This window comes from Actinoplanes teichomyceticus ATCC 31121, assembly GCF_003711105.1.
GTDB classification, from domain to species: Bacteria; Actinomycetota; Actinomycetes; order Mycobacteriales; family Micromonosporaceae; genus Actinoplanes; species Actinoplanes teichomyceticus.
This window is the reverse complement of the sequence record NZ_CP023865.1, coordinates 3,856,028-3,878,553: the sequence shown is the minus strand read 5'-3', so window position 1 is coordinate 3,878,553 and position 22,526 is coordinate 3,856,028. Positions and strand designations below refer to the sequence as shown.

The window sequence follows — 22,526 nt, the reverse complement described above, 5'->3', positions numbered from 1 at the left end:
CACCAGGACCGCCAGGCAGCGGGGCAACACCAGCGCCGCCGGGCAGCACAAGGACCGCCGGGCGGCCGGGCAGCAAAGTACCGCTGGGCGGCCGAGGAGCCCGGGACGCCACGCACCCGGGCAACACCAGAACCGCGAGGGGACCAGACAGTACCGGCCCTGCCCTGCGGCGGGGCAGCGCCGGGGACCGCCCCGTGGCCCGGCAGCACCGATCCCACCTTGCGATGCGGCCCGGGACGGGCGCGGACAGCCGTCCCGGCCGCACCGCGCTCGGCGCGGAGCATCATCCGTACAGGTCACAGGTGATCGCAGACGTTGTCCAGGCTGCCTCTGACCATCGTGAGGGTGCGGTGCCCGGTTGCGGAGATCGCCAGGCGGTAGAGACCGTCGACGATCCACAGCCCGCGCGGGATGTTGCCCTGGCCCTCGCGGACGCGCAGCAGGACCGGACCGGCCACGTACCACGTCTGCGAGCCGTCGGTGGCGTGGTCGACCAGCGCGCTGCCGCTGACATCCGCGTCGTAGTGGCCGCCGGTCTCGTCGTTGGTGACCCGGACGACCAGATCCCCGCGGTAGGCGTCCCGGCGGATCGAGCCGTCCGGGAAACGCTCCAGGACCCTGGTGACGACCTCGTCCACGACGGGCTCGGCGTGCAGGGGGAAGTCGCAGTTGACGCCGGCCTCCTGGGTGAACGGCGGGGTGGGCGCGGGCACCCAGCCGTTGGGTGCGGCGGGCGACAGGGTCGACACCCCACCGGAGCCGGTGGCCGCGACCGGCCGCTGGACGAACACGGGCGTCCAGCCGGAGGCTGCGGCGGGCAACGGAGCGGACGTCCCGCCCGAGCCCGACGCTGCGGCGGGCAACGGAGCGGACATCCCGCCCGAGCCCGACGCTGCGGCGGGCGCCGCCGTGCCGGACAGCAACGCGAGCACGGCGACGGTGACGGCGGTGAAACAACGCATGGCATACCTCCGCGGGAGTGGTCCGACCGGGCCATCCTGCGCCGCGCCGCTCACCACATCCTGACCAGAACAGATAACCTTCGATGCGATGGACGTCCGGCTGCTCGGCCCCTTCGAGGTCCGCCACGACGGGCGGGTGATCACGGCCGCGACCCGCCGTCAGGAGCGCTGCCTGCTGGGCATCCTGCTGCTGCGGGCCGGGCGGGCGGTGCCCACCGAGCGGCTGGTCTCGTTGCTGTGGGACGACTGCCCGCCGGCCACGGCGCGCGGGGTCGTGCACACCTACGTGGGCCGGCTGCGGCAGGCGCTCGACCCGCACGGCCTGACCATCGTCACCCGGCACGACGGCTACCTGGTCGACCCGGCCGGCCACCACCTCGACACCGACGAGTTCGTCGAGCTCGTCCGGCAGGCGGCGGAGGCGCCGGACGCCGCTGAGCGGGTTCGCCTCCACGACGCGGCGCTCGCCCTGTGGCGGGGGCCGGTGCTCGCCGACGTCGCGGGGGAACGCCTGCGAGAGCGGCTCGCGCCGCAGTTGCGGGAGTTGTGGTGGGCCGCCGTGTGCCGCCGCGCCGAGGACCTGCTCGCCCTGGGCCGTCACGACCGGGTGGTCGCCGACCTGACGCCGATCGTCGAGCGCACAACGGTCCGGGAGCGGCCGGCCGCCCTGCTGATGACCGCCCTGTACCGGGACGGGCGCCCGGGCGAGGCACTGCACCGCTACGACGTGACCGTCAAGATGCTCCGCGCCGAGCTGGACGTCGAGCCGAATGACAAGCTGCGCGAGCTGCGGGAACGGATCCTGCGGCGGGATCCGGGGCTCGACCGGCCGGCCGCGCCCGCGTACGCGGTGCGGGTGCGCGACCAGCTGCTGCCGTGGAACGTCGGCGGCCATCCGGCGCTGGAGTTCTGCAACACGTACGCGGGCTGGCAGAACCCACACCCGGCCGGCGGTGAATGGCTGCGCGGCTATGCCGCGCTCGCGGCCTGGGCCGAGCACATGGACCTGGCCGACCAGGCCACGGTGACCCGGCTGTTGCGAGCCGCGCGCCGCGCGCCGGCCGAGGCCGCCGCGGTGCTGTGCCGGGCCCGACGATTGCGGACGCATCTGTACGCCTGCCTGACCGACCCCGCCGACGACCGCTCCTTCGCCGTGGTGGCGGGGTTCGCGCGGGACGCCGCCGGCGCGTCGGTCTTCGTCCGCGACGGCAGCGGGCTCGGCCGCTGGGTGCTACCCGGTGCGGCCGGCCTGGAGATCCCCCTGCACGCGGCCGCCAACAGCGCCGCGCAGTTGCTGGCCGACCCACGCCGCTTCACGGTCTGCGCCTGCCCGGGACCGCAGTGTGGCTGGCTGTTCCTGGACCCGAGCCGTCGCCGCCGCTTCTGCAGCATCGCCACCTGCGCCCACTGAACTCGGCGCCACCGCCGCCGGTGCCCGCTCGCGGCCGTGGACCGCGACATCACCGATCCGCCGCGCAGCGCCGGCGACGGTACCGCGCGGAGCCGGGTGATCAACCGCGCCCGTCGCGCGGCGATCACCCGGTGACTTGGTGGGGCTGCCGGTCACAGTTCCCGGCGGCGGCGCCGGCCGCGGATGAGCAGGATGGTCGTCACCACCACCGCCGCCACGTTGACGGTGACCAGGACCGCGCCCGGACCGCTGAACAGGCCGACGAACGGGAGCGTGAGGAAGACCAGCACACACAGCACCGACACGGTCGGGAACCGCCGGTCGTCGGCACGCATCCGGCGTGCGAACTCCGGATCATCCGCGCACAGGTGCAGCTCGATGTCGGCGAGCGCCCGGCGATCCTTCTCCTCCAGCATGCGACCCCCTTTCGTACAAAAGAGGAATAGCGGATCTGGCACGAATTGAAGCGTTAGAAGCCTATAACAGAGGGTGACCAGGCGTTCCCCATATGTGCAGCCGAGGAGGCTGGATGACCACCGTCGCCGCGAGGCCCACCCCCATCCGGCCCCAGCCGATCCGACGACAGGTGAGAGGGTCCGCGCTGGCCCGGATCCTGCGCACGACCGATGCCAAGCAGATCGGCATCATGTACATGGTCACGTCGTTCGTCTGGTTCGTGGTGGGCGGCTTCCTTGCCCTGATCATGCGGGCGGAGCTGGCCCGGCCGGGCATGCAGATGCTCTCGCCGGAGCAGTACAACCAGCTGTTCACCATGCACGGCACGATCATGCTGCTGTTCTTCGCGACCCCGATCGTGTTCGCGTTCGCGAACTACATCGTCCCCATCCAGATCGGCGCGCCCGACGTCGCGTTCCCGCGGCTCAACGCGTTCGCCTACTGGCTGTACTTCTTCGGCGGCCTCATCGTCATCGGTGGCTTCCTCACCCCCGGCGGCGGGGCCGACTTCGGCTGGACCGCCTACACCCCGCTCAGCGACTCGTTGCACACCCCGGGTGTCGGCGGCAACGCGTGGGTCGTCGGGCTGGCGATCTCCGGCGTCGGCACGATTCTCGGCGCGGTCAACATCATCACCACGATCCTCTGCCTGCGCGCACCGGGCCTGACCATGTTCCGGATGCCGATCTTCACCTGGAACATCCTGGTCACCAGCCTGCTGGTTGTCCTGATCTTCCCGTTCCTCGCCGCCGCGCTGTTCGCCCTGGCCGCCGACCGTGTGCTCTACGCCCACGTCTACGACCCGGGTACCGGCGGGCCGATGCTGTGGCAGCACCTGTTCTGGTTCTTCGGCCACCCCGAGGTGTACGTCATCGCCCTGCCCTTCTTCGGGATCGTGACCGAGGTGATCCCGGTCTTCAGCCGCAAGCCGCTGTTCGGCTACAAGGGACTGGTGGCCGCGACCATGCTGATCGCCGGGCTGTCGATGAGCGTCTGGGCGCACCACATGTTCGCCACCGGTCAGATCCTGCTGCCCTTCTTCAGCTTCCTGACCTATCTGATCGCGGTCCCGACCGGGATGAAGTTCTTCACCTGGATCGGAACCATGTGGCGCGGGCAGGTCAGCCTGGAGTCACCGATGCTGTTCGCGATCGGGTTCCTGCTCACGTTCCTGCTCGGCGGGCTGACCGGGGTGCTGCTGGCGTCCCCGCCGGTGGACTTCCACGTGCACGACAGCTACTTCGTCGTCGCGCACTTCCACTACGTGCTGTTCGGCACCATCGTCTTCGCGGTCTTCGCCGGCGTCTACTTCTGGTTCCCGAAGATGTTCGGCCGGATGCTCGACGACCGCCTCGGCAAGGTGCACTTCTGGCTCACCTTCATCGGGTTCCACGCGACCTTCCTGGTGCAGCACTGGGTCGGCAACGAAGGCATGCCCCGGCGGTACGCCGACTATCTGCCCACCGACGAATTCACCACGCTGAACACGATCTCGACGATCGGGTCGTTCATCCTCGGGCTGGCAACCCTGCCGTTCCTCTACAACGTGTGGAAGTCGTACAAGGTGGGCACCGTCGCGACAGCCGACGACCCGTGGGGCCACGGGAACTCGCTGGAGTGGGCCACCACCAGCCCGCCGCCGCTGCGCAACTTCAACAAGATGCCGCGGATCCGCTCCGAGCGGCCCGCCTTCGACCTGAAGTTCCCCGAACTGGCGGCCGGCGAGCAGTCGGTGGCCGGGCCGCCGGAGGGCGGCGCCCGCCCGCTGACCAAGGAGTCCGACGGCGGCGCCACCTACCCGGAGGACATCGCCTCGGACCGTGAGCCCAAGAGGAAACGCTGACCGCTACGCCCGGACCGCCCGCCCGCCCGCGCACGTGGGCGGGCGGCGCGGCCTCCACCGGCAACGGATCAGCACTGCGTGACGGCCACGACCGGGGTGGACGCCTCGGCCCCGGCGCCGGTCGCGCCGAACACCACCCGCACCCCGCCGTACGGTCGTTTCACCTGCCAGCGGTAGGTGTCGCCGGAGCGCGAGAGCAGCGGCTGCGCGCCGGGAATCTCCTGCCACGACCACGTCGAGCCGGTGGACCGGTAGAGGACGTCGTCCTCGACCAGATACTCCGCGCCGAGACCGCCGCCGGCGCGGCCGGGGAGCCGGTAGCCGGTGCCGGCGTCGGCGTCCGTGTCGATGAGGACGCGCCGGTGCGCGTACGCCCGGGTGAACCTCGCGGTGAACGTCGCCGCGCTCCGGGTCGTACAGGCGGAGTACCCGGTGATGGGCGGGCCGTCTTCCGCCGTGGCGGCGCCGTCCGTCCCGTGGGCAGCCGGGCGGCTGCCCGCCGGGAGACGCCCGCGCCGGCCGGACGGCGACCGGTCCGCCGCGCCGGCCACCGGCGCGGCGGAAACCGCCGAGGCGGGAGCGCCGGAGGGCTGGCCGGGCGGGAGAACCGCGGGAAAGCCCTGCGGGGGCGGACCGGTCACTGTCGATGACGGAACGGCGTCCACGTCGACCAGGCGGACGATCGCGACGGCCCCGGCCCCGATGAGCGCGAGCACTCCCCCGGCGACGATCAGACCCCAGCGCCGCCGGATCCGGACCGGGCCGTCGGCCGCGCCGGCCGTCCGGCTGCCGGACCACGGCCCGCCCGCCGCCGCATCGGCCGCCGGTCCGGGCGGCCGGCTGCCGGGCCCGGCGGGCGACGCCGCGGCGCGGGAGCCGGCGGGCGACGCCGCGGCGCGGGAGCCGGCGGGCGACGCCGCGGCGCGGGAGCCGGGTGACCGGCTCCCCGGCGCGCCCGGCGACAACTCGGCGCCGGGTCGCCGGTTCCCGGGCACGCTCGGTGACGCCGCCGCGCGAGTTGCGGGCAGCCGGTTCCCGGGCACGGTCGGCGACGCCGCTGTGGGCGGCCGGGCCCCGGGCACGGTCGGCGACGCCGCTGTGGGCAGCCGGGCCCCGGGCACGGTCGGCGACGCCGCTGTGGGCAGCCGGGCCCCGGGCACGGTCGGCGACGCCGCTGTGGGCGGCGCCGCCCCGCGCGGGGAAGCCACGTTCGGGGAAGCGGCCTGCGGGGAAGCGGCCTGCCGGGAAGCGGCCTGCCGGGAAGCGGCCTGCGGGGAAGCCGCCTGCGGGGAAGCGGCGGGCACCGCGGGCAGCCGGTGCGGGAACATCCGGCGCAGTGCCGTGGCCCGCTCGTCGGCGAACCCCGCGCCCTCCCCGGCGGCCCGACCCCGTCGCATCGCGTCCGACCCCACACCCGCTCCCGAGTTCCGTGGATGATTATCGATGTCCGTGCGGCACGATACACGGCGGATCCGCCGACGCGGTCCGCGACTCGGGCGGGTCGGCCCGGCCGTGCCGCCGTCTGTATGACTCACCGCTACGTCGAGCCCCGCGACAGGTCAACCGCTTCTTCCGCGCCCTTCTGCGCTGAGCGGACCGCCCAGCCGCGGGTCACCCGGTGCAACGCCGGCAGCAGCACCCAGTTCAGCGACGCGACCAGGACGGCGGCGTTGACGACGATGACGCTCAGCCGGGGCCACGGCGCGGTGAGCGGGCCGAGAACCAGGTGCAGGACGAGACTGACCGGAAGAACGGCGGAATAGGTGATGACCGCCTGCCGCCAGGTGCCGGCGCGCCACGGGCGGCTCATCGGGCGAATCCGCTGCGCCAGCTGGGGTGTTCCAGGTCGAGACCGTGGCGCCGGGCGCGCGAGTTGGACACCGGGCGGCCGAGGTCGCCGGTGGACGTGACCGCCGGACGCGGGGCGCCGACCGCGGCGGCGAAGACCGGCGCCCACTCCCGGCCCGGCGCCGGTTCGTCGTCCACGATGTTCCACACGCCGGCCGGCCACGCCAGCGCCAGGACCGCGGCGCGCGCGGCGTCGGCGACATGGATGAACGAGGCCACGGTCTCGGTGGCGGGCAGCCGGCCCGCTCGGGCGTCGTGCGCGAAGCGGCCCTGCGGCGCGTACCAGGTGCCGGGGCCGTACAGCTGCCCGAAGCGCAGCACGACTCCCTCCGGGAGTTCCCGCACCGCGGTCTCCAGCGCCTGCACGGCGACGACGGTGGTGCGGCGTGGCTCCGCGGCGTCCACATCGAGCGGCTCGCTCTCCCCGGCCGGTGTGGGGCCGGGCCGGTAGACCCAGGAGATGCTCTCGGCGACCATCCTTCGTACCCCGTGGCGGTCGGCGGCATCGACCAGATGGCGCGTTCCGACGGTACGCAGCCGCGCGTTGCTGGCGGAGTTCCCGGCGCCCAGATCGGTCAGCAGGTGCAGCACCGCGTCCGGCCGGGCCGCGCCCACCGCCGCCGACACGGCCTCGCCGTCCAGGGCGTCGAGAAGCACCGGCTTCGCGCCGAGCCGGCCCAGCGCCGCGGTCTTCGACGGGGTACGCGTGGTCGCGGTCACCCGGTGTCCCGCCGCCGTCAGCAACGGGATGACCGCTGCCCCGAGAACGCCGGAACCACCGGCGAGGAAAACATGCACGACAACCGCCTTTCACCGGGAACAGCCAGGACGCTAGGCCGGCTCTGGACCGTCAAGAAGGTCCAGACACGGGGCAGTATTGTGGTCCAGTGGATGTGGTGTTCCGTCTCGACCCGGCCCTGCCCCGGCGGCGGGCGATCGAGAGCGCGATCCGCACGGCCATCACCGGCGGCGTCCTGGCGCCGGGAGCCCGGCTGCCGTCGAGCAGGGAACTGGCCGCCGAGCTCGGCATCGCCCGCAACACCGTGATCGCGGCTCTGGACGACCTGATCGCCGAAGGCGTCCTCGAGGCCCGCCCGCGCTCCGGCGTGTTCGTCTCCCGCGGCGTCGACCCCGTCCCGCGCACCGGTGCCGCGGTGGTCGAGCCGCCGCCCGCGTTCGACCTGCGGCCCGGGCAGCCCGAACACGGATCGTTCCCGGCCAGCCGCTGGGTCGCCGCGACCCGCCGCGCGGCCGCGCGTGCCGGCCACGCGCCCACCAGTGGCGCCGGCTGCCGGGAATTGCGCGCGCAGTTGGCCGCCTACCTCTCCCGCGCCCGGGGAGTCACGGCCACCGCGGAATCGATCGTGATCTGCGCCGGCTTCCGCACCGCGTCCACCCTGCTCGCCACCGCACTGGCCCGGCACGGAGCACGGTCGGTAGCGATCGAGGATCCGTCGCTGTTCGGCATCTGTGGTCCCTGGTGGACGGCCGGCTTCACGGTGACCGACCTGCCCGTGGACGACGCCGGCGCCGAGGTGCACCGGCTGACCTCCGGCACCGATGCCGTGGTGCTGACCCCCTCGCACCAGTTCCCCCTCGGCGGCGCGCTCAGCCCGCGACGGCGCCGGCTCGTCAGCGACTGGGCGCGGGCCACCGGCGCCTACATCGTCGAGGACGACTACGACGGCGAGTTCCGCTTCGACCGCCGCCCGGTCCCGGCCCTGCAACGCTCGGCGCCGGAACACGTCGTCTACGCCGGGAGCACCAGCAAGACCCTCGACCCGGCCCTGCGGCTGGGCTGGCTCGCCCTGCCGCACGAGCTGATCGGCCCGGTCGTGGAGTCGTCCGAGACGCTCTGCGGCGGAGCGCCGCTGCTCAATCAGCTCGCCCTGGCCGACCTCATCGCCAGCGGCGAGTACGAGCGCCACATCCGGCGACAACGCCGCGAATACGCCCGCCGTCGCACCCTGCTGCAGCACACCCTCGGCGCCCTCGGGCTCCGGACCTGCGGCATCCCCGCCGGGCTGCACACCCTGATCGCCGTCGACGGCCTCGACACCGGGGCGGGCGCGCTGCGCGACCGGCTCGCCGAGCGTGGCGTCGCCGTCCACGAACTGGCCCGCTACACCCGAAGCCACCAGCACCGCGCCGCGATCGTCGCCGGATTCGCCACACCGTCGCGCGCACAGTTCCGACCGGCCCTCGACGCCCTCGCCGGCACCCTGCGGACCAGCGGCGACTGAGCGGCCGCTCGACCGGCGCGGCCACCGGTGTGCCGGGCCGGCCCCTCGCCGCGGCGGCGAGGCGCATCGTGGCGGACGCGAGCGGTGGACCCGACCCCATCCGTACCGGAAAATGGGTCGATGTATCTGCCGAGTGAACGGGAAACCGGCGCCCACGTCATCGTGCCCGCCGTTCGGTTGCTGCTGTGTCTGGTGCTGGGCGCGCTGGCCGGGATGGGCGCGTACCTGTGGCTGGTTCCCGGCCGGCCCGCGGCGGCGATGACGTTCGCGGCGGCGGTCGCCGCGGCCACGGCCTGGCCGGTGTCGCGGGTCTTTCCGCGCGGGCTGCTGCGGCGCCGGTGGGCGATGGCCCGGGCGGTGCGCCGGCACGGATGGGACGCCGCGTCGCCGGCCTGGACGCACTACGCGGCGCTGCTCAGCCGGCTGAGCGAGGACATCGACAGGGAGCAGCAGCGTCTCGCACAGCCCGGGTACCGGTCGCGGACCCGGCGTGACGTGCGCCAGGCAGCGGCCGTCGAGCCGGCCCGCGAATTCCTCCGCGCTGCCCACCGGTTGCTCATCGATGCCCGGGGCCCCGAGGCGGACGACCTGTCGTACCCGAAGGGCCGGGCCCGGCTGCAGGCCTACCGCGCCGTGCTGCACGATCTGGCCACCGCCGCGACGATCGGCGCACGGACAGATGCCGGCCAGGCCGAACGCCCCGCGGTGTACCTGGACGCTTTCGTCGCCGAGTTCGGCGCGGCGCGGCTGGCCCGCGCCGCGCCCCTCTGGCCGCAGGCGAGCGAGTACCTGCAGGCCCGGTGGGCCGCGGGGGAACGCTCCATCGATCTGCTCGCCGCCCTGACCACCCTGGCGGCGATGACCGGGCGGATGTGGCAGGAGGCCATCGACACGGGGCTACCGGTGAGTGGAGGCTTCCTGCACACCCTCGACCCGCAGCGGTGGGAACGCGACACCCACGTCGGCTGGAGCAACGACCCCGCGCTGCTGGTCGAACTGGTGCAGTGGCTGGCCCGGCGACGCCGGTACGAGGAGGCGCTCGCCGTCGCCCGCGGCGAACGGGACCGCGGCAACGAGTTCGCCGCCGCGCAGATCGAACGGGTCGAACGGTGGCAGGCGACCGGCAGGGATCCCACCCCGCCCCGCCGGCCGTCCTCGAACCCGTTCCCGCGCACGTACGGCGTCTCCAGCACGATCAGCCTGCCACCGACCGGCAGCGGCGGCGGCTTCTACGGGGGTTTCGGCGTCTAGCCCGCCGTTGAGCAGTCCGGCGGGGCGTGGCGCCCGTCGCGATCTCCGCCGGTCGGCCGGCGAGCACCGGGATGCACCCATCCTCGCCGCCCTGCCGGCCTCCGGAACATGGCGGCGGCCTTGCCGATGAACGGGTACCGGCCTCAACGGCCGGCTGGCTATCCGAACCGGTCGGCGAGCTTCGCCAGCTTGGTGACGTACCCCGGCCAGTCGTAGTCGTCGGGAACGTTGGTGTTCTCCCGGCGCAGGCCGATCGCGCTGTCGTGCTGCTCGCGCATGATGTCGGCGTGACCGGCGTGCCGAGCGAGGTCGCAGGTCACGTGGATGATGATCCGTTGCAGCGTCACCACATCGCTGCCCGGCCGCCACCACGGCACCCGCCCCGGCGCGTCGAGCGGCAGCTGTTCGATCGTCTGGTCCGCGAACGCCCCGACACGGCGGTACAGGTCGATCAGCCCGTCCTTCGTCTCGTCCGCCCGCGCGTACCAGTCCGCCTGCGGGTCCTCGTCGTATGCCGACATGGGGACCAGTTCCCCGGCGGCCGGGAACTCGCGCCCGAAGGTCGGTCCGAAGTAGCCGGCCTCGACGTTGAGGCAGTGCTTGAGGACTCCCAACAGGTTGTTGCCGGTCGCGGTGCGGGGCAGCCTGACCTCACGTTCGCTCAGCCCGTCAAGCTTCCAGATCAGGTCATCGCGGGTCGTCTTCAGGTAGTGGTGCAGCGCCGTCTTCGGGTCGCCCAGATCAGCCATGCCCGCCAGTCTTCCTCACCACGGGCGTCGTACGAGACTCCCCGGCGTCGTACGAGCCGCCGCCGGCAAGATCGGCGTCAGGCCGGGTCGTAGGCGCCGGCCGCGAACTCCTCGACCAGTGACCGGCGCGACGGCTTCCAGCCCAGCTCGCGGCGCGCCTTCTCGCCGGTGGCCTGCTGATCGAGCAGCAGGGCCTCGCCGAACCCGCCGAGCCGCTCGACCGTCGCGGCGGCGTCCTCGGCCACCACGCGGCCGTCGAGGCCCAGCCGGCGGGACGCGGCCTCACCCAGCTCGCGGACCGTGGGGTTGTCGCCGCTGACCCCGAGATACACCGAGCCGCTCCGCGCCTGCTCGAGCGCCGCCACGTACAGCTGCGCCAGGTCGTCGACGTGCACGGTGGTCCAGTGCTGGGTGCCGGGGCCGACCAGGCGCAGCGCGGCCGGATCGCCGACCCGCTCCCCCGCGAACACCAGGGCGGGGATGCCGATGCCGTTGCCGTAGACGGTGCCCGGCTCGATGATGATCGACCGGATCCCGGCCGCGGTCAGGACGCGCGAGTCCAGCTCCTCGCGCCACGCGACCAGCGCCGGCGCGTTGCGCGGGGTGTCCTCGGTGATGTCCGGGGCCGAGCCGTGCACCCAGACACCGCCGGTGCGCAGGAACGTGGCGCCGGGCCGCAAGCCGTCGAGGGCGGCCTCGGTGAACGCGGTCTCGACCGAGCTGCTGGTCGCGTCGCCCGGCGACGCTGTGGCGATCACGGCGTCGGCGCCGGTGGCCAGGCTCCGTACGAGGTCGAGGTCCCGCATGTCGCCGACGACGGCCGCGGCGCCGGCCGCGCGTGCGGCGGCCGCCTTCGGCTCCGAGCGCACCAGCGCCGTGACGGAGTGCCCCGCGCCGATCAGGGCGGACAGGACCGCCGAGCCGATGTGGCCGGTGGCGCCGGTCAGGAAGACGTTCATGGTGACGAGCTCCTCGCTCAGGATCGGATGTCTGGCCCCAGACTGCCGCGCCCGGGTGTTCGCCACCAACGAATAGTTGCGATCGGCGTCATCGCCTGGGCCGATTAACATCGCCGCGTGGAGCAGCGTCAACTGCAGTACTTCGTGGCCGTCGCCGAGGAACTCAACTTCACTCGCGCCGCCCGGCGCACCCATGCCGTGCAGTCGACGGTCTCGGCGAGCATCCGGGCGCTGGAACGGCACCTCGGCGCACCCCTGTTCGAGCGCAGCACCAGCAGGGTCGCGCTCACCGAGGCCGGCAAGGCGCTGCTACCCGAGGCGCGCCGGGCGCTCGACGCCCTCGACCAGGCCCGTGCCGCGGTCGCCGGTCTGCGCGGGGGACTGACCGGCAGCCTGCGCGTCGGCACGCTCTCCGGCCTCACCGCCGTCGACCTGCCGGGGCTGGTGAACGACTTCCGTGACCGCCACCCCGGCGTACGGCTGAGCCTCAGCATGGCCGCCGGGGGCACCGACGGGCTCCTGGCCGCCCTGCGCGCCCGCGAGCTCGACGTCGCGTTCGTCGCCGTGCAGACCGCGAGCGTGCCCGACCTGCTCCTGAACCCGATCGCTGACTTCCAGCCGCGCCTGCTCGTCCCGGCCGGCCATCCGCTGGCCGAGCGCGCCACGGTGAGCCCGGCCGCGTTGGCCGACGAGCCGTTCATCGACCTTCCGCCCGGCTTCTGCAACCGCGTCCGCACCGACAACGACTTCCGCCGGGCCGGCATCACCCGCACCATCGCCGTCGAGGTCAGCGACATCACGACCATCCCCGGCTACGTCGAGTCCGGCATCGGCGTGGCCCTCGTGCCGCCGTTGGCCGCCGAGGACGGCCACCGGGTCGTACCCGTCGAGCTCGACCCGCCGGCCGCGTCATGGACCCTGGCCGCGGCCAGCCTCGACGGCTGCGCGCCGAGCCCGGCCGTACGGGCGTTCCTCGACCTGGTCGACGCGCACGTCGTGCGCCGGGACCGCTACTGAAGCCCGGCCGGTCGATCAGCGGGAACCGGCTGCCGCCCGGGCCGCCGGGCGACCCGCCGGCGTGCGGGCAGAAGCTCTCACCGCGCAGGGACGGGCCTGGGAACGGCAGTGGGAACGGCAGCTCGACGAGTGGTCCGCGGACCTGGCCGCCCTGGTAGCCGCCGGTGCCGCGGCTCGCCGGCTGGACGCTCCCGGCGTGACAACCCGCACGTCATTTCCCCGGTCATTTGATTTTCCGGCCGATTGTTCGGCTCGGCACGCATCGCCTCTCAAGCTTCCTATCCATAGATGCACGACAATGTTTAGCTCGGCCCCGGGCCATGAGACTCATATTCTGAGGAGGGTCCGAAATGAGCGCACGCGCCATTCTCCGACGCACTGCGTCTGCCGTGGCCCTGGCATTCGTCGCGGCGGGAATCGGGGCGGTCGGGTCGGCGTCGCCAGCGGTCGCCGCTTCGCCGTCCGCCGCTTCGGTGCCGGCCTGGTTCTTCTACGCACGGTATCCCTCCCCGTACGTGTGCGTCGGCGCCATCCCCTCGCGCTCCTGGAAACGGACGCCGACAACGCCCGATGCGTCGACGCCGGGGGCGGCAGGTGGGATCTCATCGTCTACTACGGCTAGTACGACAGCCGCCGGCAGACCCGGCCACACCGTGATCGAAGGCCGCCGCGGTCCACGGTCGCGCACCGGCGGGTACCGGCTCGGCGCACCCGACGCCGATCACCGCCGGCCGGCGCGGGCCCGCACGGCAGCCGGGTCCGCGCAGCCCACGCCGCCGGCCGTTCACCGGCGCCCGCCCGGACGCGGATCACCGCGGACATCACGCCGACCGGCGTGCGGTCAGCGGGCCACGGCGCGCAGCAGGCGGTGGTCACCGTGGATGAGCAGGCCATCGTCGTGCGCGAGGATCGCCCGCTCGTGATTGCGCAGCATCGGCGACGGGTCCACCCCGAGCTCCTCGATCATCTGCTGCCGCATCCGCTGATACACCCCGAGCGCCTCGGCCTGCCGCCCGGACCGGTACAACGCCACCATCAACTGCTCGCACCACCGCTCGTTGAGCGCCTCGGAACGCACCAACGCCGACAACTCCGGCACGATCGCGCTGTGCAACCCCAGCTTCAACTCGTTGTCGAACAACATCTCCAACGCCGCGATCCGCACCGCGCTCAACCGGGCCGCCCACGCCTGCGCGATCATGCCGACCGGAGCACCCCCGAACACCTGACCACGCCACAGCGACAGCACCGCACGCAACCGCTGACTGACCACCGCGGGCGGCAGACCCGGATCCGCCTGCACCGCGGCCACCTCACTGGCGAACGTGATCGCGTCGGTGGCCGCCCCGTCCAGATCCAGACGGTACCCACCGGCCCGCGCCACCAGCCGCGCCTCAGCCCGCTCCGGCTCCAGCGCCCGCAACTTGCGCCGCAACCGGCTGGCATGCGCCTGCAACGCGTTCTCCATACCGTCCGGCTGCCGACCACCCCACAGCTCCTCCGACAGCGTGCCGAACGGCATGACCTGCCCCTGCGCGCTGATCAGCACGGCCAGCAGGGCCCCCTGCATACCACCCCGGAATCGCGTACTGCGATGTCCGGACTCGATCAGCATCTGGCCCATCATCCAGATGTTCACGGCGCAACCCCCATGACTTCGATCCACCGACATGACTATCTCCGGACTGTTCTCAGATTTCGGTCGTCCCACCGAGCCGAGCCGCCGTGGACCGCGGCCATGCGCTCGATCGCCGGACCGGCGGTGCCTTGCGGGCTCTCCCCCGGTGCGGGCATCGGCGGCGGGGCGCGGGGTGCTGCTGGTGAGCGGGGGCAGCTCACCAGCAGCGGGGGGACGAGCGAGGATCAGCCCGCGCCGGCCTCGCGGGAGACCGGAGTGCTCGTCATGGTGTGTCACCTCCTCTCCGTGGGCGGTCAACCGGTGCGGCAGCACCCCGCTGGGGCCGTACCCGCGCTGATCGCCCGGTCGAGCCGGTGGCAGCCGGCCCGGCTCGTGGTCCGCGGGCGGCGCCGTGCCGCCCGGGCATAGGAGAGGAGCGGGCGGCGGCACGGGTGATACATCCGGATCGCCGTCACAGGTGGTGTATCACCGGGCCGGACCGGCGGCTCCCCTGCTGTGAAACCTGCACGCACTCAGCAGAGGGAGTCGCCATGGGGGCCGAGATGCTCGCCGCCGCTCGGGCCGAAGCCCTGTTCGTCAGCACCGCCTCGGTCACGGACCACCTGACGAGACCGGAGGTCACCGAACTGATCCGTACGGCCGTGCGGGCCCACCACGGGACCCGCGGCTGCGCCGCCGAGGTCGCGGCCCGGTACGGCGAGTACCCGGAGGTCGCGCAGCCGCGTATGCGGTGGGCTCTCGACACCGTCCACATGCTGTACCCGGCGCACCGGGCCGACCGTCCGGCCACGGTGACGCACGACCTGGCCGCGTGACCCACTCGCCTGACGCCGGTCCCGGTGGCCGGGACCGGCTCAGGCGCCGAGTCCGGCGCCGAGACAGACGAACCCGGCGGCGGTCATCCGCTCGGCGGGGCCGCCGCTGCGGGCCAGATCGCGGCCCGCCTCGGCCAGCGCCGACGCCGGTGCGGCCCCGGCCGCGAGCCGGTGGTGCATCGCGGTCATCAGCACCGTGGCCACCTCGTCCGGCACCGGCAGCATGGCCGCGACCAGCGACCGGGTGCCCATGGTCAGCAGGGCGGCGGAGAAGCCGAGCAACTCGTCGCCCGGACAGACCAGCGACAGGCCGCTGTCGCAGGCGGCGAGGATCACCAGTTCCGGCACGTCGGGCAGGGTTTGCAGGTCGTGGACGGTGAGCGGTCCGTCGGCGAGCCGCAGCGAGGAGAACAGCGGGTTGTCCCGCCGGAAATTGCCGTGCGCGGCGACGTGGGCGATGCTCGCGTACGGCAGGGCGGCGAGCACCGCGCCGGCCGTGGCCGAGGCGCCGGTCAGCGTCTGTGCCGCGGGATACAGCCGGTGCAGCGCCGCGATCTCGGCCGCCGAGCCCGGCAGGTCGGGCCCGGCCACCGCGAGCGTCGTGCCGTACCGGCGTGGCCGGCGGGCGGCCTGATACCAGGAGGTGGCCGAGGGCGAGACCGTGACCGAACGCCCGGCGCACGAGGGCAGCAGCCCCCACGGCATCGACTGGAGCGCCCCGGTCGGGACCACCACCAGCGGCCGGTCGCCGAGGGCGTCGCGCACCGGCCCGACGAGGAATTCGTCGAGCCGGCGTCCCAGGCTGGCCAGCAGCCGGTCGGCCGCCTCGGCGCTGCGGTCGTTGCCGGCGGCCGCGCGGCGCATCGCGAACGGCAGGTGCTCCAGCGATCCGGCGATCTCGGCGGCCGGTCCGAGCGGGCGCAGCACGGTCCGGCCGTCCGCGAGGAGCACGGCGAACAGTGCGCCGTCGCTCTCCACGTACTCGAGCACCGCCGCACCGTCGAGCACCGCCGTGAGCTGTTCGGGCGAGGCGGGCGCGGCGGTGCCGGCGTAGTCGCCGTCGCGCCGCCGCAGGTGGTCGCGGATCCGGTTCTCCAGCGCCGCCTGTCGCCGTTCCAGGTGGGCGACCGACTCCCCGGCCCGCCGCGCCGCCGCCAGCTCGGCGACGACACCGCGGACCTCGCTGAGCGCCGCGGCCAGCACCGGGTCGCCGGGTGGGCGGGCCCGGGCGAGGAGCAGGTGGCTGGCCCGGCCACGCTCGGCCCAGCGCAGGACGCGACGTGCCGACCGCGCCTCGATCGCCATCCGCAGACCCATGTGGACGAGTTCGGTGCGATGTCCGGAGCAGTACGCGAGCAGGTCGTCCGCGCCCAGGGTGGCCCGGTACTCCTCGGCGATGCGCAGACCCGCGGAGATGGTGGCGGCCGCCGCCCGGCGGCGGCCCGCGCTCAGGTGGCGCAGGGCGGCACACTGGCAGGCGCGGATGCGCAGCTCGGCCGGGTCCGTGCGGCGGGCCGCACCGGCCGCGGCCAGCAGCGCCTGGGCCTCGGCGGGGCGGCCGCGTTCCAGCGTGAGCCGGGCCGCGGTGACCCGGGCGTCCAGCGCGGGCATCCGCCAGCCGGCCGCCTGCAGCGCGTCGGCGACGCGAACCAGCTCCGGTACGGCGACGCGCTGCCCGAGTCCCAGGCGACAGCGCAGCGCCATCAGCCGGGCCACGGCGCTCCAGTCGTCGCGGTGCTGACGGGCGAAGGCGGCGGCCGCCTGGCGCGCCGCGGGCAGCGCCGCCGTGCAGTCCCCGGCGAGCAGCGCGGCGGCGGCCACCATCAGCACGCCCTCGGGCAGCTTGAACCCGCTGCGGGCCCGGGTCAGCTCGGCGACCGCCTGCTCGGCCGCCTCCCGGGCCTCCCGGGCCAGCCGCACGGCGAGCAGCAGCTCGGCACGGTCCAGCAGCAGCGAGCTGACGCTCACGCCGAGCGCCCGGTACCGCCGTTCGGCCTCCTCGAAGTACCGCAGGGCGGCCGGGACCTCACCCTGCCGGCTGTGCGCGAAGCCCAGGTTCTCCTGCACGTGCGCGGCGAGCAGGCGCCGGTCCTCGGCCTCGCTGAGCCGTTCGGCCTCGTGCAGGTCGGCGAGCGCCTCGGCGAACCGGTAGCGGTAGACGAACAGCACACCCCGGTTGTTGAGGACCCGCCAGGTCCAGACCGGGTCACCGCAGGCGCGCAGCCGGGGCAGCACTTCCCGGTACGTCTCCAGCGCCTCGCCGAGGCAGCCGAGCTGCTGCAGGATGGCGCCGCGCTGGGCGGTGGCCCGCAGGCGCTGGACGCCGTTCAGGTCGGCACGGGCGCGGTCGATCACGCCGAGCGCCCGGCGGGGTTGGCCGCGGCAGCTGAGCACGTACGCCAGGCTCATCCGGGCCTCGGCGGCGAGGGTGGGATTGCCGGCGCGGCGGGCGAGCCGGACGGCGCCGCGCTCGCACCGCAGCGCGGTGTCCAGGTCGGCCAGGTGCAGGGCGGCCAGTCCCCGGGCGCGCTCGGCGACCGCGGCGGACTCCGGATCGTGGGCCCGCCCGGCGAGGTCACGGGCCTGGGCGGCGAGGCTCCAGGCGCGCTGCGGCTGCGCGTCGACGAGCCGCAGTGCCTCGTCGCAGAGCACGCGAGCGGCGGCGTCCCGCGCCATGCGTCCTCTCCCTCCGGCGCACCTCCCTGCCCCGGCGCGGGTTTTCCCGGGTCGGCCCCCACGGGAGCACCGCGGCGGGAACAGTTGTCAGCGACATTTGTATCAAATCGGCCACTCGTTGGTCCTCTTGACGAGCCGGGTGAACGCCCGAAGCTCACACCCGCACGAGGAGAACCATGGGCACGACGAATGCGACGCACCGGGTCAACGAACTGATCGTGGCTCTGCCGCACCTGGGCCTGATCCTGGACCGTCTCGGCACGCTCGGCCTGCACCCGGCCGGCGAGCCGCAGCGCAGCCCGGCGCTGGGCCTCGCCCTGCTGCACCTGACCGGGCCGGCGCGCGACGGCGGCAGCGCGGCCGACGGCTCCGGCTCACCGACCGACGCGCTCCTCGCCGACCTGCGCGCCTACTTCCGCCGCGAATACGACGGCTGGACCCCCCTGCTGGGCAAGAACCGTGAGGTGGAGACCGTGGGCGGCGCTCACGTGATCAGCGGCGGGGGTCGCCGGCTGCCGGCTCCGGCGACCGAGGCGGACGTCCTGGCCGGCGGCTGGGAGGGCCGGGTCTTCGCTCCCGACGCACACGTGCTGCCGGAGGTCGAGGGCGCCCCGGGCAGCCACCGCAGCGTACGCAACGGTCTGCCGCGCCCCGCCGGGGAACGCGGAACCGGCGCGACCGTCGCGGTCTGCGACACCCGGCTCTGGGACCACGGCCCGCTCGCCGGGGCGTATCTCGCCCCGCCCGGTGCCCTGCTGCCCGCCCCCGGCCCGGGTGGGCTGCCGTTCACCGCCGGGCACGCCACCTTCGTCACCGGCATCGTGCTGCGCAACGCGCCGGGCGCCGCGGTGACCATCCATCCCACCCTGGACGACGCGGCCCGCAGCACCTCGTGGCGACTGGCCAACGACCTGGTCGCGCTCGCCCGGCGGGGGGCCGACGTGGTCAACGTCTCGGCCGGGTTCTTCACCGGTGACGACCAGCCGGCCCTGGCGATGACCGCCGCGCTGCGCCTGATCGGGCCACGCACGGTCGTGGTGGCCGCGGCCGGCAATCACGGCGAGCCGGGGCCGCGATGCCGCCGCCCGCTGTGGCCGGCGGCCTACGACGAGGTGGTGGCGGTCGGCGCGCTGACCCCGCAGGGCACGCCCGCGTCGTTCAGCCCGGACGCGCCCTGGGTGAACGTGCTGGCCCCCGGCGTCAACGTGGTGAGCAACTACTTCGACGGCGCGGTCACGGTCGTCGACCCGGCCACGCCCGGCAGCACCGGCCGGTACGACGGCGCGGCGTCCTGGAGCGGCACCTCGTTCGCCGCGGCGTGGGTCTCCGGCCTGCTCGCCGCACGGATCCGGCGCGGCGAGGTGGACCCGCCGGCCGCGCTGCGCCAGCTGCTGCAGGACGCCCGGGCCGGGACCACCTCCGCCCTGATCCCGAAGTGGTCCGCGTGACCACCGCCGATGGACCTTCCGCCGCCACCAGGACGTTGTCCCGGTCCGGCGGGAGGCCACGGCCGCTGCCCCGCCCGCACCGCCCCGATGAGGAGTTGACGATGCCCGAAGGTGATCTCGCCACGCTCGTCGCCGCCGCGGCGGCCGGCGACACCGAAGCGTGGAACACCCTGGTGTCGCGGTACGGTCCGCTGGTCCACGCGACCTGCCGCCGTTGGCGCCTGAACGACGCGGACGCCGCCGACGTGAGCCAGACGGTGTGGCTGCGGCTGGTGGAGAACCTCGATCGGCTCCGCGAGCCGCAGGCCCTGCCCGGCTGGTTGATGACCACGGCGACCCGGGAGTGCACCCGGCAGTACCGCGCGCAGCAGCGCGAACGCCCGGACGATCCGGCCGTACATCTGGACCGGGCGCCGGACGACGGCGCCGGCGGCGACGCGGTCGACGGCGACCTGCTCCGGCACGAGCGCGATGCCGCCCTGCGGGCCGCGTTCGCCGAGCTCCCGGAGCACTGCAGGCAGCTGCTCGGCCTGCTGATGCGGCCGCAGCCCATCCCGTACGCCGACATCAGCGCACGGCTCGGCATGCCGTGCGGCGCGATCGGGCCGAACCGGGCCCGCTGCCTGGAACGGTTACGCCGCAGTCCGGCCCTGCGGGCGCTGCTCACCGACGCCGACTGACCGCAGGCCACGATCAAGGCCGACGCGCCTTGAAGGGAGACGACCACCGTCATGAGCAACGACTGGATGCAGGATGATGACCGGCTGCTGCGAGCGCTGACCGAGGCGGGGGCGAGCCCGGACCCGACTCCCCCCGACGTGCTCGACGCCGCCCGCGCCGTCTACACCTGGCGGACCGTCGACGCCGATCTCGCCGCTCTCGTGCACGACTCCGCCGCCGCAGCGCCAGCCCTCGCGGGTATGCGGGAGGAGGAGGCCGAGCTGCGGACGTTGAGCTTCGAGGCGCCCGGACTCCTCATCGAGCTGGGCGTCTCACCGGCCGCCCTGCTCGGCCAGCTCGTGCCGCCCGAACCGGCCACGCTGACCCTGCGCTACGAGGACCGGACGACCGTCGTGGTCCCGGTCGACGCCGACGGCTGTTTCCGCATCGCCCCGCAACCGGCCGGCCTGTTCACCCTGACCTGTGAGACCGCCGACGGCCGCCGGGTGGTCACCAGCGCCATCCGCCTGTGAGCCCGCCGGCTCCGCGAACCGCCGGCCGAGCGCGCGACAGGCGCGGACCGCTGATCAGGATTGTCGTGCCGCTGACGCGCATCACCGCCGCCGGGCGGCGCCCGCCCGACGCTGCGATCCCGGCGTTCCGGTCCGGCTCGACCGGGACGATGCCGGGTGGAACGCCAGGTCCGATTGCCGCCAGACCGGCGCCGGCGGACAGGCCAGGGTGATGACATGACAACGGATCTTGACGGCAAGGTGGCATTGGTCATCGGCGGGAGCCGCGGCATCGGCGCCGGCGTGGCGGCGCGGCTGGCCGAGGACGGCGCTGACGTGGTACTGACCTACCAGCACCGCGACGACCAGGCCGCGGCCGTGGTGAAGCAGATCGAGGGTTTCGGCCGCCGGGCTCTGGCGGTGCGGGTGGACAGCGCCGACCCGGAGGCGGTGACCACCGTGGTGGACCGGGCGGCCGCCGAGTTCGGGCGGCTGGACATCCTGGTCAACAACGCGGCGGTGTTCTTCGTCGGGCCGGTCGACGAGCTCGGGCGGGAGGACTTCGACCGCATGATCGCGGTCAACGTGCGGGCGCCGTTCCTCGCCTCGAAGGCCGCGGCCCGGCACCTGGGCGACGGCGGACGGATCATCACCATCGGGAGCAACATGGTGGAACGCACCGTGTTCCCGGGGTTCTCGCTGTACTCGATGAGCAAGACCGCGCTGGTAGGGCTGACCAAGGGACTCAGCCGGGACCTCGGCCCGCGCGGGGTCACCGTCAACCTGGTCAACCCCGGCCCGATCGACACCGACATGAACCCGGCCGACGGCCCGGCCGCGGCCACGATCCGCGACTTCACCGCGCTGGGCCGGTACGGCAGTCCGGCCGAGATCGCGACGGCGGTGGCCTTCCTCGCCGGTGACGGCGCCCGGTACGTCACCGGAGCGGTGATCAACGTCGACGGCGGTTTCTCGGTCTGACGCCCGGGCCCTCATGCGTACGGTCGCGGCCACGCCGGCCGCGACCGGCGCGTCACCCCGCACGACAGCCGTCGGGGCTGGGACGCCGGTGTCCGCCGGCGCTCCACGCGACCGCGACACGGGTGGACACCGCCTCTGGCCGGGCGGGTGCGGACGGGCTCGGCGGCCCGGATGCGCCACCGAGCCGTTCGTCGCCGCCCCACCTGCGGATCCGGATGGCGCAGGCGTCTGGTTCCATTGCCGGGTGCTGATCGACGGATACGACGAGGACCCGGTTGTGGCGGGCGAAGAACTGATCGCCCTGCCCGGTTTCTGGGCGGCTCACCTGACGGGGATGTGCGAGTCGGACGACGCGCACGGCGCGCCATCGCCCGAGCGGTTCGGCGTGGACGGCGGCGATGCCGACGCGGCGGCCGAGGCGCTGTGGAACGAGGAGGCCTGGCCCGTCTTCCGGGTACCGTTCGCCGACGGTCACACCGCGATCGTGGTGTATGCCAATATCCCGAGGATCCCAGCGTCGACTACTTCCTGGCCCACGCCGGGTGGGGGCGTCATGGGTACCTGGCCACGCTGGACGGCCACGGCGCCGGCCCCGGGCTGGCGTGGCGGGAGCTCGTCCACATCGCCCGCACCCCTGACCCGGGGGCGCCCGGGGTGCGCAATCCGCACGCCCGGCTGCTGCTCCTGCTGCCGGCTCTGGGCGATCAGGATACCCCGGCCGACGCCGTCGACGTGGTCGCCGACGCCCTGCTGTGGGCGGCCGTCCCGCCCGTCGAAGCGCGGCGTCTGGCAGGGCAGATGCTGGATCGACCGATGTTCGGGGCGGCCCGATGGGTCATGCCGGCGCCGGAGACGGTGGAGGGCGGCGACGAGGTGTTCGACGGGATCCTGGTGTGCGACGCCGACCGCAGTCCCCGGTGCGGAATCAGGCTGGCCCGCGGCATCACGCGCGAACAGAACGACACGCTCGCCCGGGCGCTCGGCACCTGGCGGCCCTGACCGCGACGGCGACCGGCGGGCACCGGGGGGATCACGGCGCCGGCGGGGTCGGGCCCG

The 22,526-nt window shown here is 74.0% G+C and carries 21 protein-coding genes; 11 read left to right on the top strand and 10 right to left on the bottom strand.

The genetic code is table 11. The features are described 5' to 3' along the window. Nucleotides 1-296: 296 nt before the first annotated feature. Complete coding sequence (locus ACTEI_RS17030; protein WP_203723662.1) at nucleotides 297-821, bottom strand: hypothetical protein; 525 nt, start codon at nucleotides 819-821, stop codon at nucleotides 297-299. Between the two features lie 229 nt (nucleotides 822-1,050). Here ACTEI_RS17030 and ACTEI_RS17025 point away from each other — a divergent pair, with 229 nt between their 5' ends. Beyond that, nucleotides 1,051-2,373 carry a BTAD domain-containing putative transcriptional regulator gene (locus tag ACTEI_RS17025; RefSeq protein WP_122978558.1) on the top strand — a complete coding sequence of 441 codons (1,323 nt, stop codon included), beginning with the start codon at nucleotides 1,051-1,053 and terminating at the stop codon, nucleotides 2,371-2,373. Nucleotides 2,374-2,525: 152 nt separating this feature from the next. On the opposite strand, the gene ACTEI_RS17020 is transcribed toward ACTEI_RS17025, so the two are convergent. Next, the gene (locus tag ACTEI_RS17020) at nucleotides 2,526-2,789 is read right to left on the bottom strand and encodes a DUF3040 domain-containing protein (RefSeq protein WP_122978557.1); all 264 of its coding nucleotides are present in this window, start codon (nucleotides 2,787-2,789) and stop codon (nucleotides 2,526-2,528) included. Between the two features lie 113 nt (nucleotides 2,790-2,902). Between ACTEI_RS17020 and ctaD the strand changes: the two genes are divergently transcribed. Further along, on the top strand, nucleotides 2,903-4,672 hold the full coding sequence (gene ctaD / locus ACTEI_RS17015) for an aa3-type cytochrome oxidase subunit I (RefSeq protein ID WP_122978556.1): 1,770 nt from the start codon (nucleotides 2,903-2,905) through the stop codon (nucleotides 4,670-4,672). Between the two features lie 68 nt (nucleotides 4,673-4,740). Here the strand turns inward: ctaD and ACTEI_RS37040 are convergent, their stop codons facing one another. From ACTEI_RS37040 to ACTEI_RS16995, 3 genes are all read right to left on the bottom strand, one after another. Further along, nucleotides 4,741-6,069: a hypothetical protein gene (locus tag ACTEI_RS37040; RefSeq protein WP_145831061.1), complete on the bottom strand. Its 1,329-nt coding sequence runs from the start codon at nucleotides 6,067-6,069 to the stop codon at nucleotides 4,741-4,743. A gap of 140 nt (nucleotides 6,070-6,209) precedes the next feature. Continuing rightward, nucleotides 6,210-6,482 (bottom strand): putative antibiotic biosynthesis monooxygenase, encoded by a 273-nt coding sequence (locus tag ACTEI_RS17000; RefSeq protein ID WP_122978553.1) that lies wholly within the window; start codon nucleotides 6,480-6,482, stop codon nucleotides 6,210-6,212. Beyond that, nucleotides 6,479-7,318, bottom strand: a complete 840-nt coding sequence (locus ACTEI_RS16995; protein WP_122978552.1) for an NAD-dependent epimerase/dehydratase family protein — start codon at nucleotides 7,316-7,318, stop codon at nucleotides 6,479-6,481. Before ACTEI_RS16995 ends, ACTEI_RS17000 begins: the two co-directional genes overlap by 4 nt. Before the next feature lie 89 nt (nucleotides 7,319-7,407). Here ACTEI_RS16995 and pdxR point away from each other — a divergent pair, with 89 nt between their 5' ends. Next, complete coding sequence (gene pdxR / locus ACTEI_RS16990) at nucleotides 7,408-8,763, top strand: MocR-like pyridoxine biosynthesis transcription factor PdxR (protein ID WP_122978551.1); 1,356 nt, start codon at nucleotides 7,408-7,410, stop codon at nucleotides 8,761-8,763. A gap of 120 nt (nucleotides 8,764-8,883) precedes the next feature. Further along, complete coding sequence (locus ACTEI_RS16985; protein WP_122978550.1) at nucleotides 8,884-10,014, top strand: hypothetical protein; 1,131 nt, start codon at nucleotides 8,884-8,886, stop codon at nucleotides 10,012-10,014. Nucleotides 10,015-10,172: 158 nt separating this feature from the next. Here the strand turns inward: ACTEI_RS16985 and ACTEI_RS16980 are convergent, their stop codons facing one another. Both ACTEI_RS16980 and ACTEI_RS16975 read right to left on the bottom strand, forming a co-directional pair. Beyond that, nucleotides 10,173-10,763, bottom strand: a complete 591-nt coding sequence (locus ACTEI_RS16980; protein ID WP_122978549.1) for a DinB family protein — start codon at nucleotides 10,761-10,763, stop codon at nucleotides 10,173-10,175. A gap of 77 nt (nucleotides 10,764-10,840) precedes the next feature. Beyond that, nucleotides 10,841-11,722: an NAD-dependent epimerase/dehydratase family protein gene (locus ACTEI_RS16975; RefSeq protein ID WP_122982211.1), complete on the bottom strand. Its 882-nt coding sequence runs from the start codon at nucleotides 11,720-11,722 to the stop codon at nucleotides 10,841-10,843. A gap of 117 nt (nucleotides 11,723-11,839) precedes the next feature. Here ACTEI_RS16975 and ACTEI_RS16970 point away from each other — a divergent pair, with 117 nt between their 5' ends. Beyond that, nucleotides 11,840-12,739 (top strand): LysR family transcriptional regulator, encoded by a 900-nt coding sequence (locus ACTEI_RS16970; RefSeq protein ID WP_122978548.1) that lies wholly within the window; start codon nucleotides 11,840-11,842, stop codon nucleotides 12,737-12,739. Nucleotides 12,740-13,580: 841 nt separating this feature from the next. Here ACTEI_RS16970 and ACTEI_RS16960 read toward each other — a convergent pair. Continuing rightward, complete coding sequence (locus tag ACTEI_RS16960; protein ID WP_122978546.1) at nucleotides 13,581-14,378, bottom strand: AfsR/SARP family transcriptional regulator; 798 nt, start codon at nucleotides 14,376-14,378, stop codon at nucleotides 13,581-13,583. Between the two features lie 530 nt (nucleotides 14,379-14,908). Here ACTEI_RS16960 and ACTEI_RS16955 point away from each other — a divergent pair. Then, nucleotides 14,909-15,193: a hypothetical protein gene (locus tag ACTEI_RS16955; protein ID WP_122978545.1), complete on the top strand. Its 285-nt coding sequence runs from the start codon at nucleotides 14,909-14,911 to the stop codon at nucleotides 15,191-15,193. Nucleotides 15,194-15,232: 39 nt separating this feature from the next. Here the strand turns inward: ACTEI_RS16955 and ACTEI_RS16950 are convergent, their stop codons facing one another. Beyond that, nucleotides 15,233-17,869: a CHAT domain-containing protein gene (locus ACTEI_RS16950; RefSeq protein WP_122978544.1), complete on the bottom strand. Its 2,637-nt coding sequence runs from the start codon at nucleotides 17,867-17,869 to the stop codon at nucleotides 15,233-15,235. A 176-nt stretch (nucleotides 17,870-18,045) separates the two neighbouring features. Between ACTEI_RS16950 and ACTEI_RS16945 the strand changes: the two genes are divergently transcribed. From ACTEI_RS16945 to ACTEI_RS16930, 4 genes are all read left to right on the top strand, one after another. Next, entirely contained in the window at nucleotides 18,046-19,317 is a 1,272-nt protein-coding gene (locus tag ACTEI_RS16945; protein ID WP_122978543.1) for a S8 family peptidase, read from the top strand. Between the two features lie 101 nt (nucleotides 19,318-19,418). Beyond that, nucleotides 19,419-19,997: an RNA polymerase sigma factor gene (locus ACTEI_RS16940; protein ID WP_122978542.1), complete on the top strand. Its 579-nt coding sequence runs from the start codon at nucleotides 19,419-19,421 to the stop codon at nucleotides 19,995-19,997. A gap of 51 nt (nucleotides 19,998-20,048) precedes the next feature. Continuing rightward, nucleotides 20,049-20,510 (top strand): hypothetical protein, encoded by a 462-nt coding sequence (locus ACTEI_RS16935; RefSeq protein ID WP_122978541.1) that lies wholly within the window; start codon nucleotides 20,049-20,051, stop codon nucleotides 20,508-20,510. Between the two features lie 216 nt (nucleotides 20,511-20,726). After that, nucleotides 20,727-21,470: an SDR family NAD(P)-dependent oxidoreductase gene (locus tag ACTEI_RS16930; RefSeq protein WP_122978540.1), complete on the top strand. Its 744-nt coding sequence runs from the start codon at nucleotides 20,727-20,729 to the stop codon at nucleotides 21,468-21,470. Between the two features lie 52 nt (nucleotides 21,471-21,522). Here the strand turns inward: ACTEI_RS16930 and ACTEI_RS37790 are convergent, their stop codons facing one another. Next, nucleotides 21,523-21,945 (bottom strand): hypothetical protein, encoded by a 423-nt coding sequence (locus ACTEI_RS37790; protein WP_211344354.1) that lies wholly within the window; start codon nucleotides 21,943-21,945, stop codon nucleotides 21,523-21,525. A gap of 179 nt (nucleotides 21,946-22,124) precedes the next feature. Between ACTEI_RS37790 and ACTEI_RS37785 the strand changes: the two genes are divergently transcribed. Beyond that, nucleotides 22,125-22,469, top strand: a complete 345-nt coding sequence (locus ACTEI_RS37785; RefSeq protein WP_203723848.1) for a hypothetical protein — start codon at nucleotides 22,125-22,127, stop codon at nucleotides 22,467-22,469. The last annotated feature ends 57 nt before the right edge of the window (nucleotides 22,470-22,526 follow it).

Coding starts and splice junctions, on each gene's coding strand:
- ACTEI_RS17025 (WP_122978558.1), top strand. CDS start 1,051: ATGGACGTCCGGCTGCTCGGCCCCTTCGAGGTCCGCCACGACGGGCGG.
- ACTEI_RS17020 (WP_122978557.1), bottom strand. CDS start 2,789: ATGCTGGAGGAGAAGGATCGCCGGGCGCTCGCCGACATCGAGCTGCAC.
- ctaD (WP_122978556.1), top strand. CDS start 2,903: ATGACCACCGTCGCCGCGAGGCCCACCCCCATCCGGCCCCAGCCGATC.
- ACTEI_RS37040 (WP_145831061.1), bottom strand. CDS start 6,069: ATGCGACGGGGTCGGGCCGCCGGGGAGGGCGCGGGGTTCGCCGACGAG.
- ACTEI_RS17000 (WP_122978553.1), bottom strand. CDS start 6,482: ATGAGCCGCCCGTGGCGCGCCGGCACCTGGCGGCAGGCGGTCATCACC.
- ACTEI_RS16985 (WP_122978550.1), top strand. CDS start 8,884: ATGTATCTGCCGAGTGAACGGGAAACCGGCGCCCACGTCATCGTGCCC.
- ACTEI_RS16980 (WP_122978549.1), bottom strand. CDS start 10,763: ATGGCTGATCTGGGCGACCCGAAGACGGCGCTGCACCACTACCTGAAG.
- ACTEI_RS16975 (WP_122982211.1), bottom strand. CDS start 11,722: ATGAACGTCTTCCTGACCGGCGCCACCGGCCACATCGGCTCGGCGGTC.
- ACTEI_RS16955 (WP_122978545.1), top strand. CDS start 14,909: ATGGGGGCCGAGATGCTCGCCGCCGCTCGGGCCGAAGCCCTGTTCGTC.
- ACTEI_RS16950 (WP_122978544.1), bottom strand. CDS start 17,869: ATGGCGCGGGACGCCGCCGCTCGCGTGCTCTGCGACGAGGCACTGCGG.
- ACTEI_RS16945 (WP_122978543.1), top strand. CDS start 18,046: ATGGGCACGACGAATGCGACGCACCGGGTCAACGAACTGATCGTGGCT.
- ACTEI_RS16940 (WP_122978542.1), top strand. CDS start 19,419: ATGCCCGAAGGTGATCTCGCCACGCTCGTCGCCGCCGCGGCGGCCGGC.
- ACTEI_RS16935 (WP_122978541.1), top strand. CDS start 20,049: ATGAGCAACGACTGGATGCAGGATGATGACCGGCTGCTGCGAGCGCTG.
- ACTEI_RS16930 (WP_122978540.1), top strand. CDS start 20,727: ATGACAACGGATCTTGACGGCAAGGTGGCATTGGTCATCGGCGGGAGC.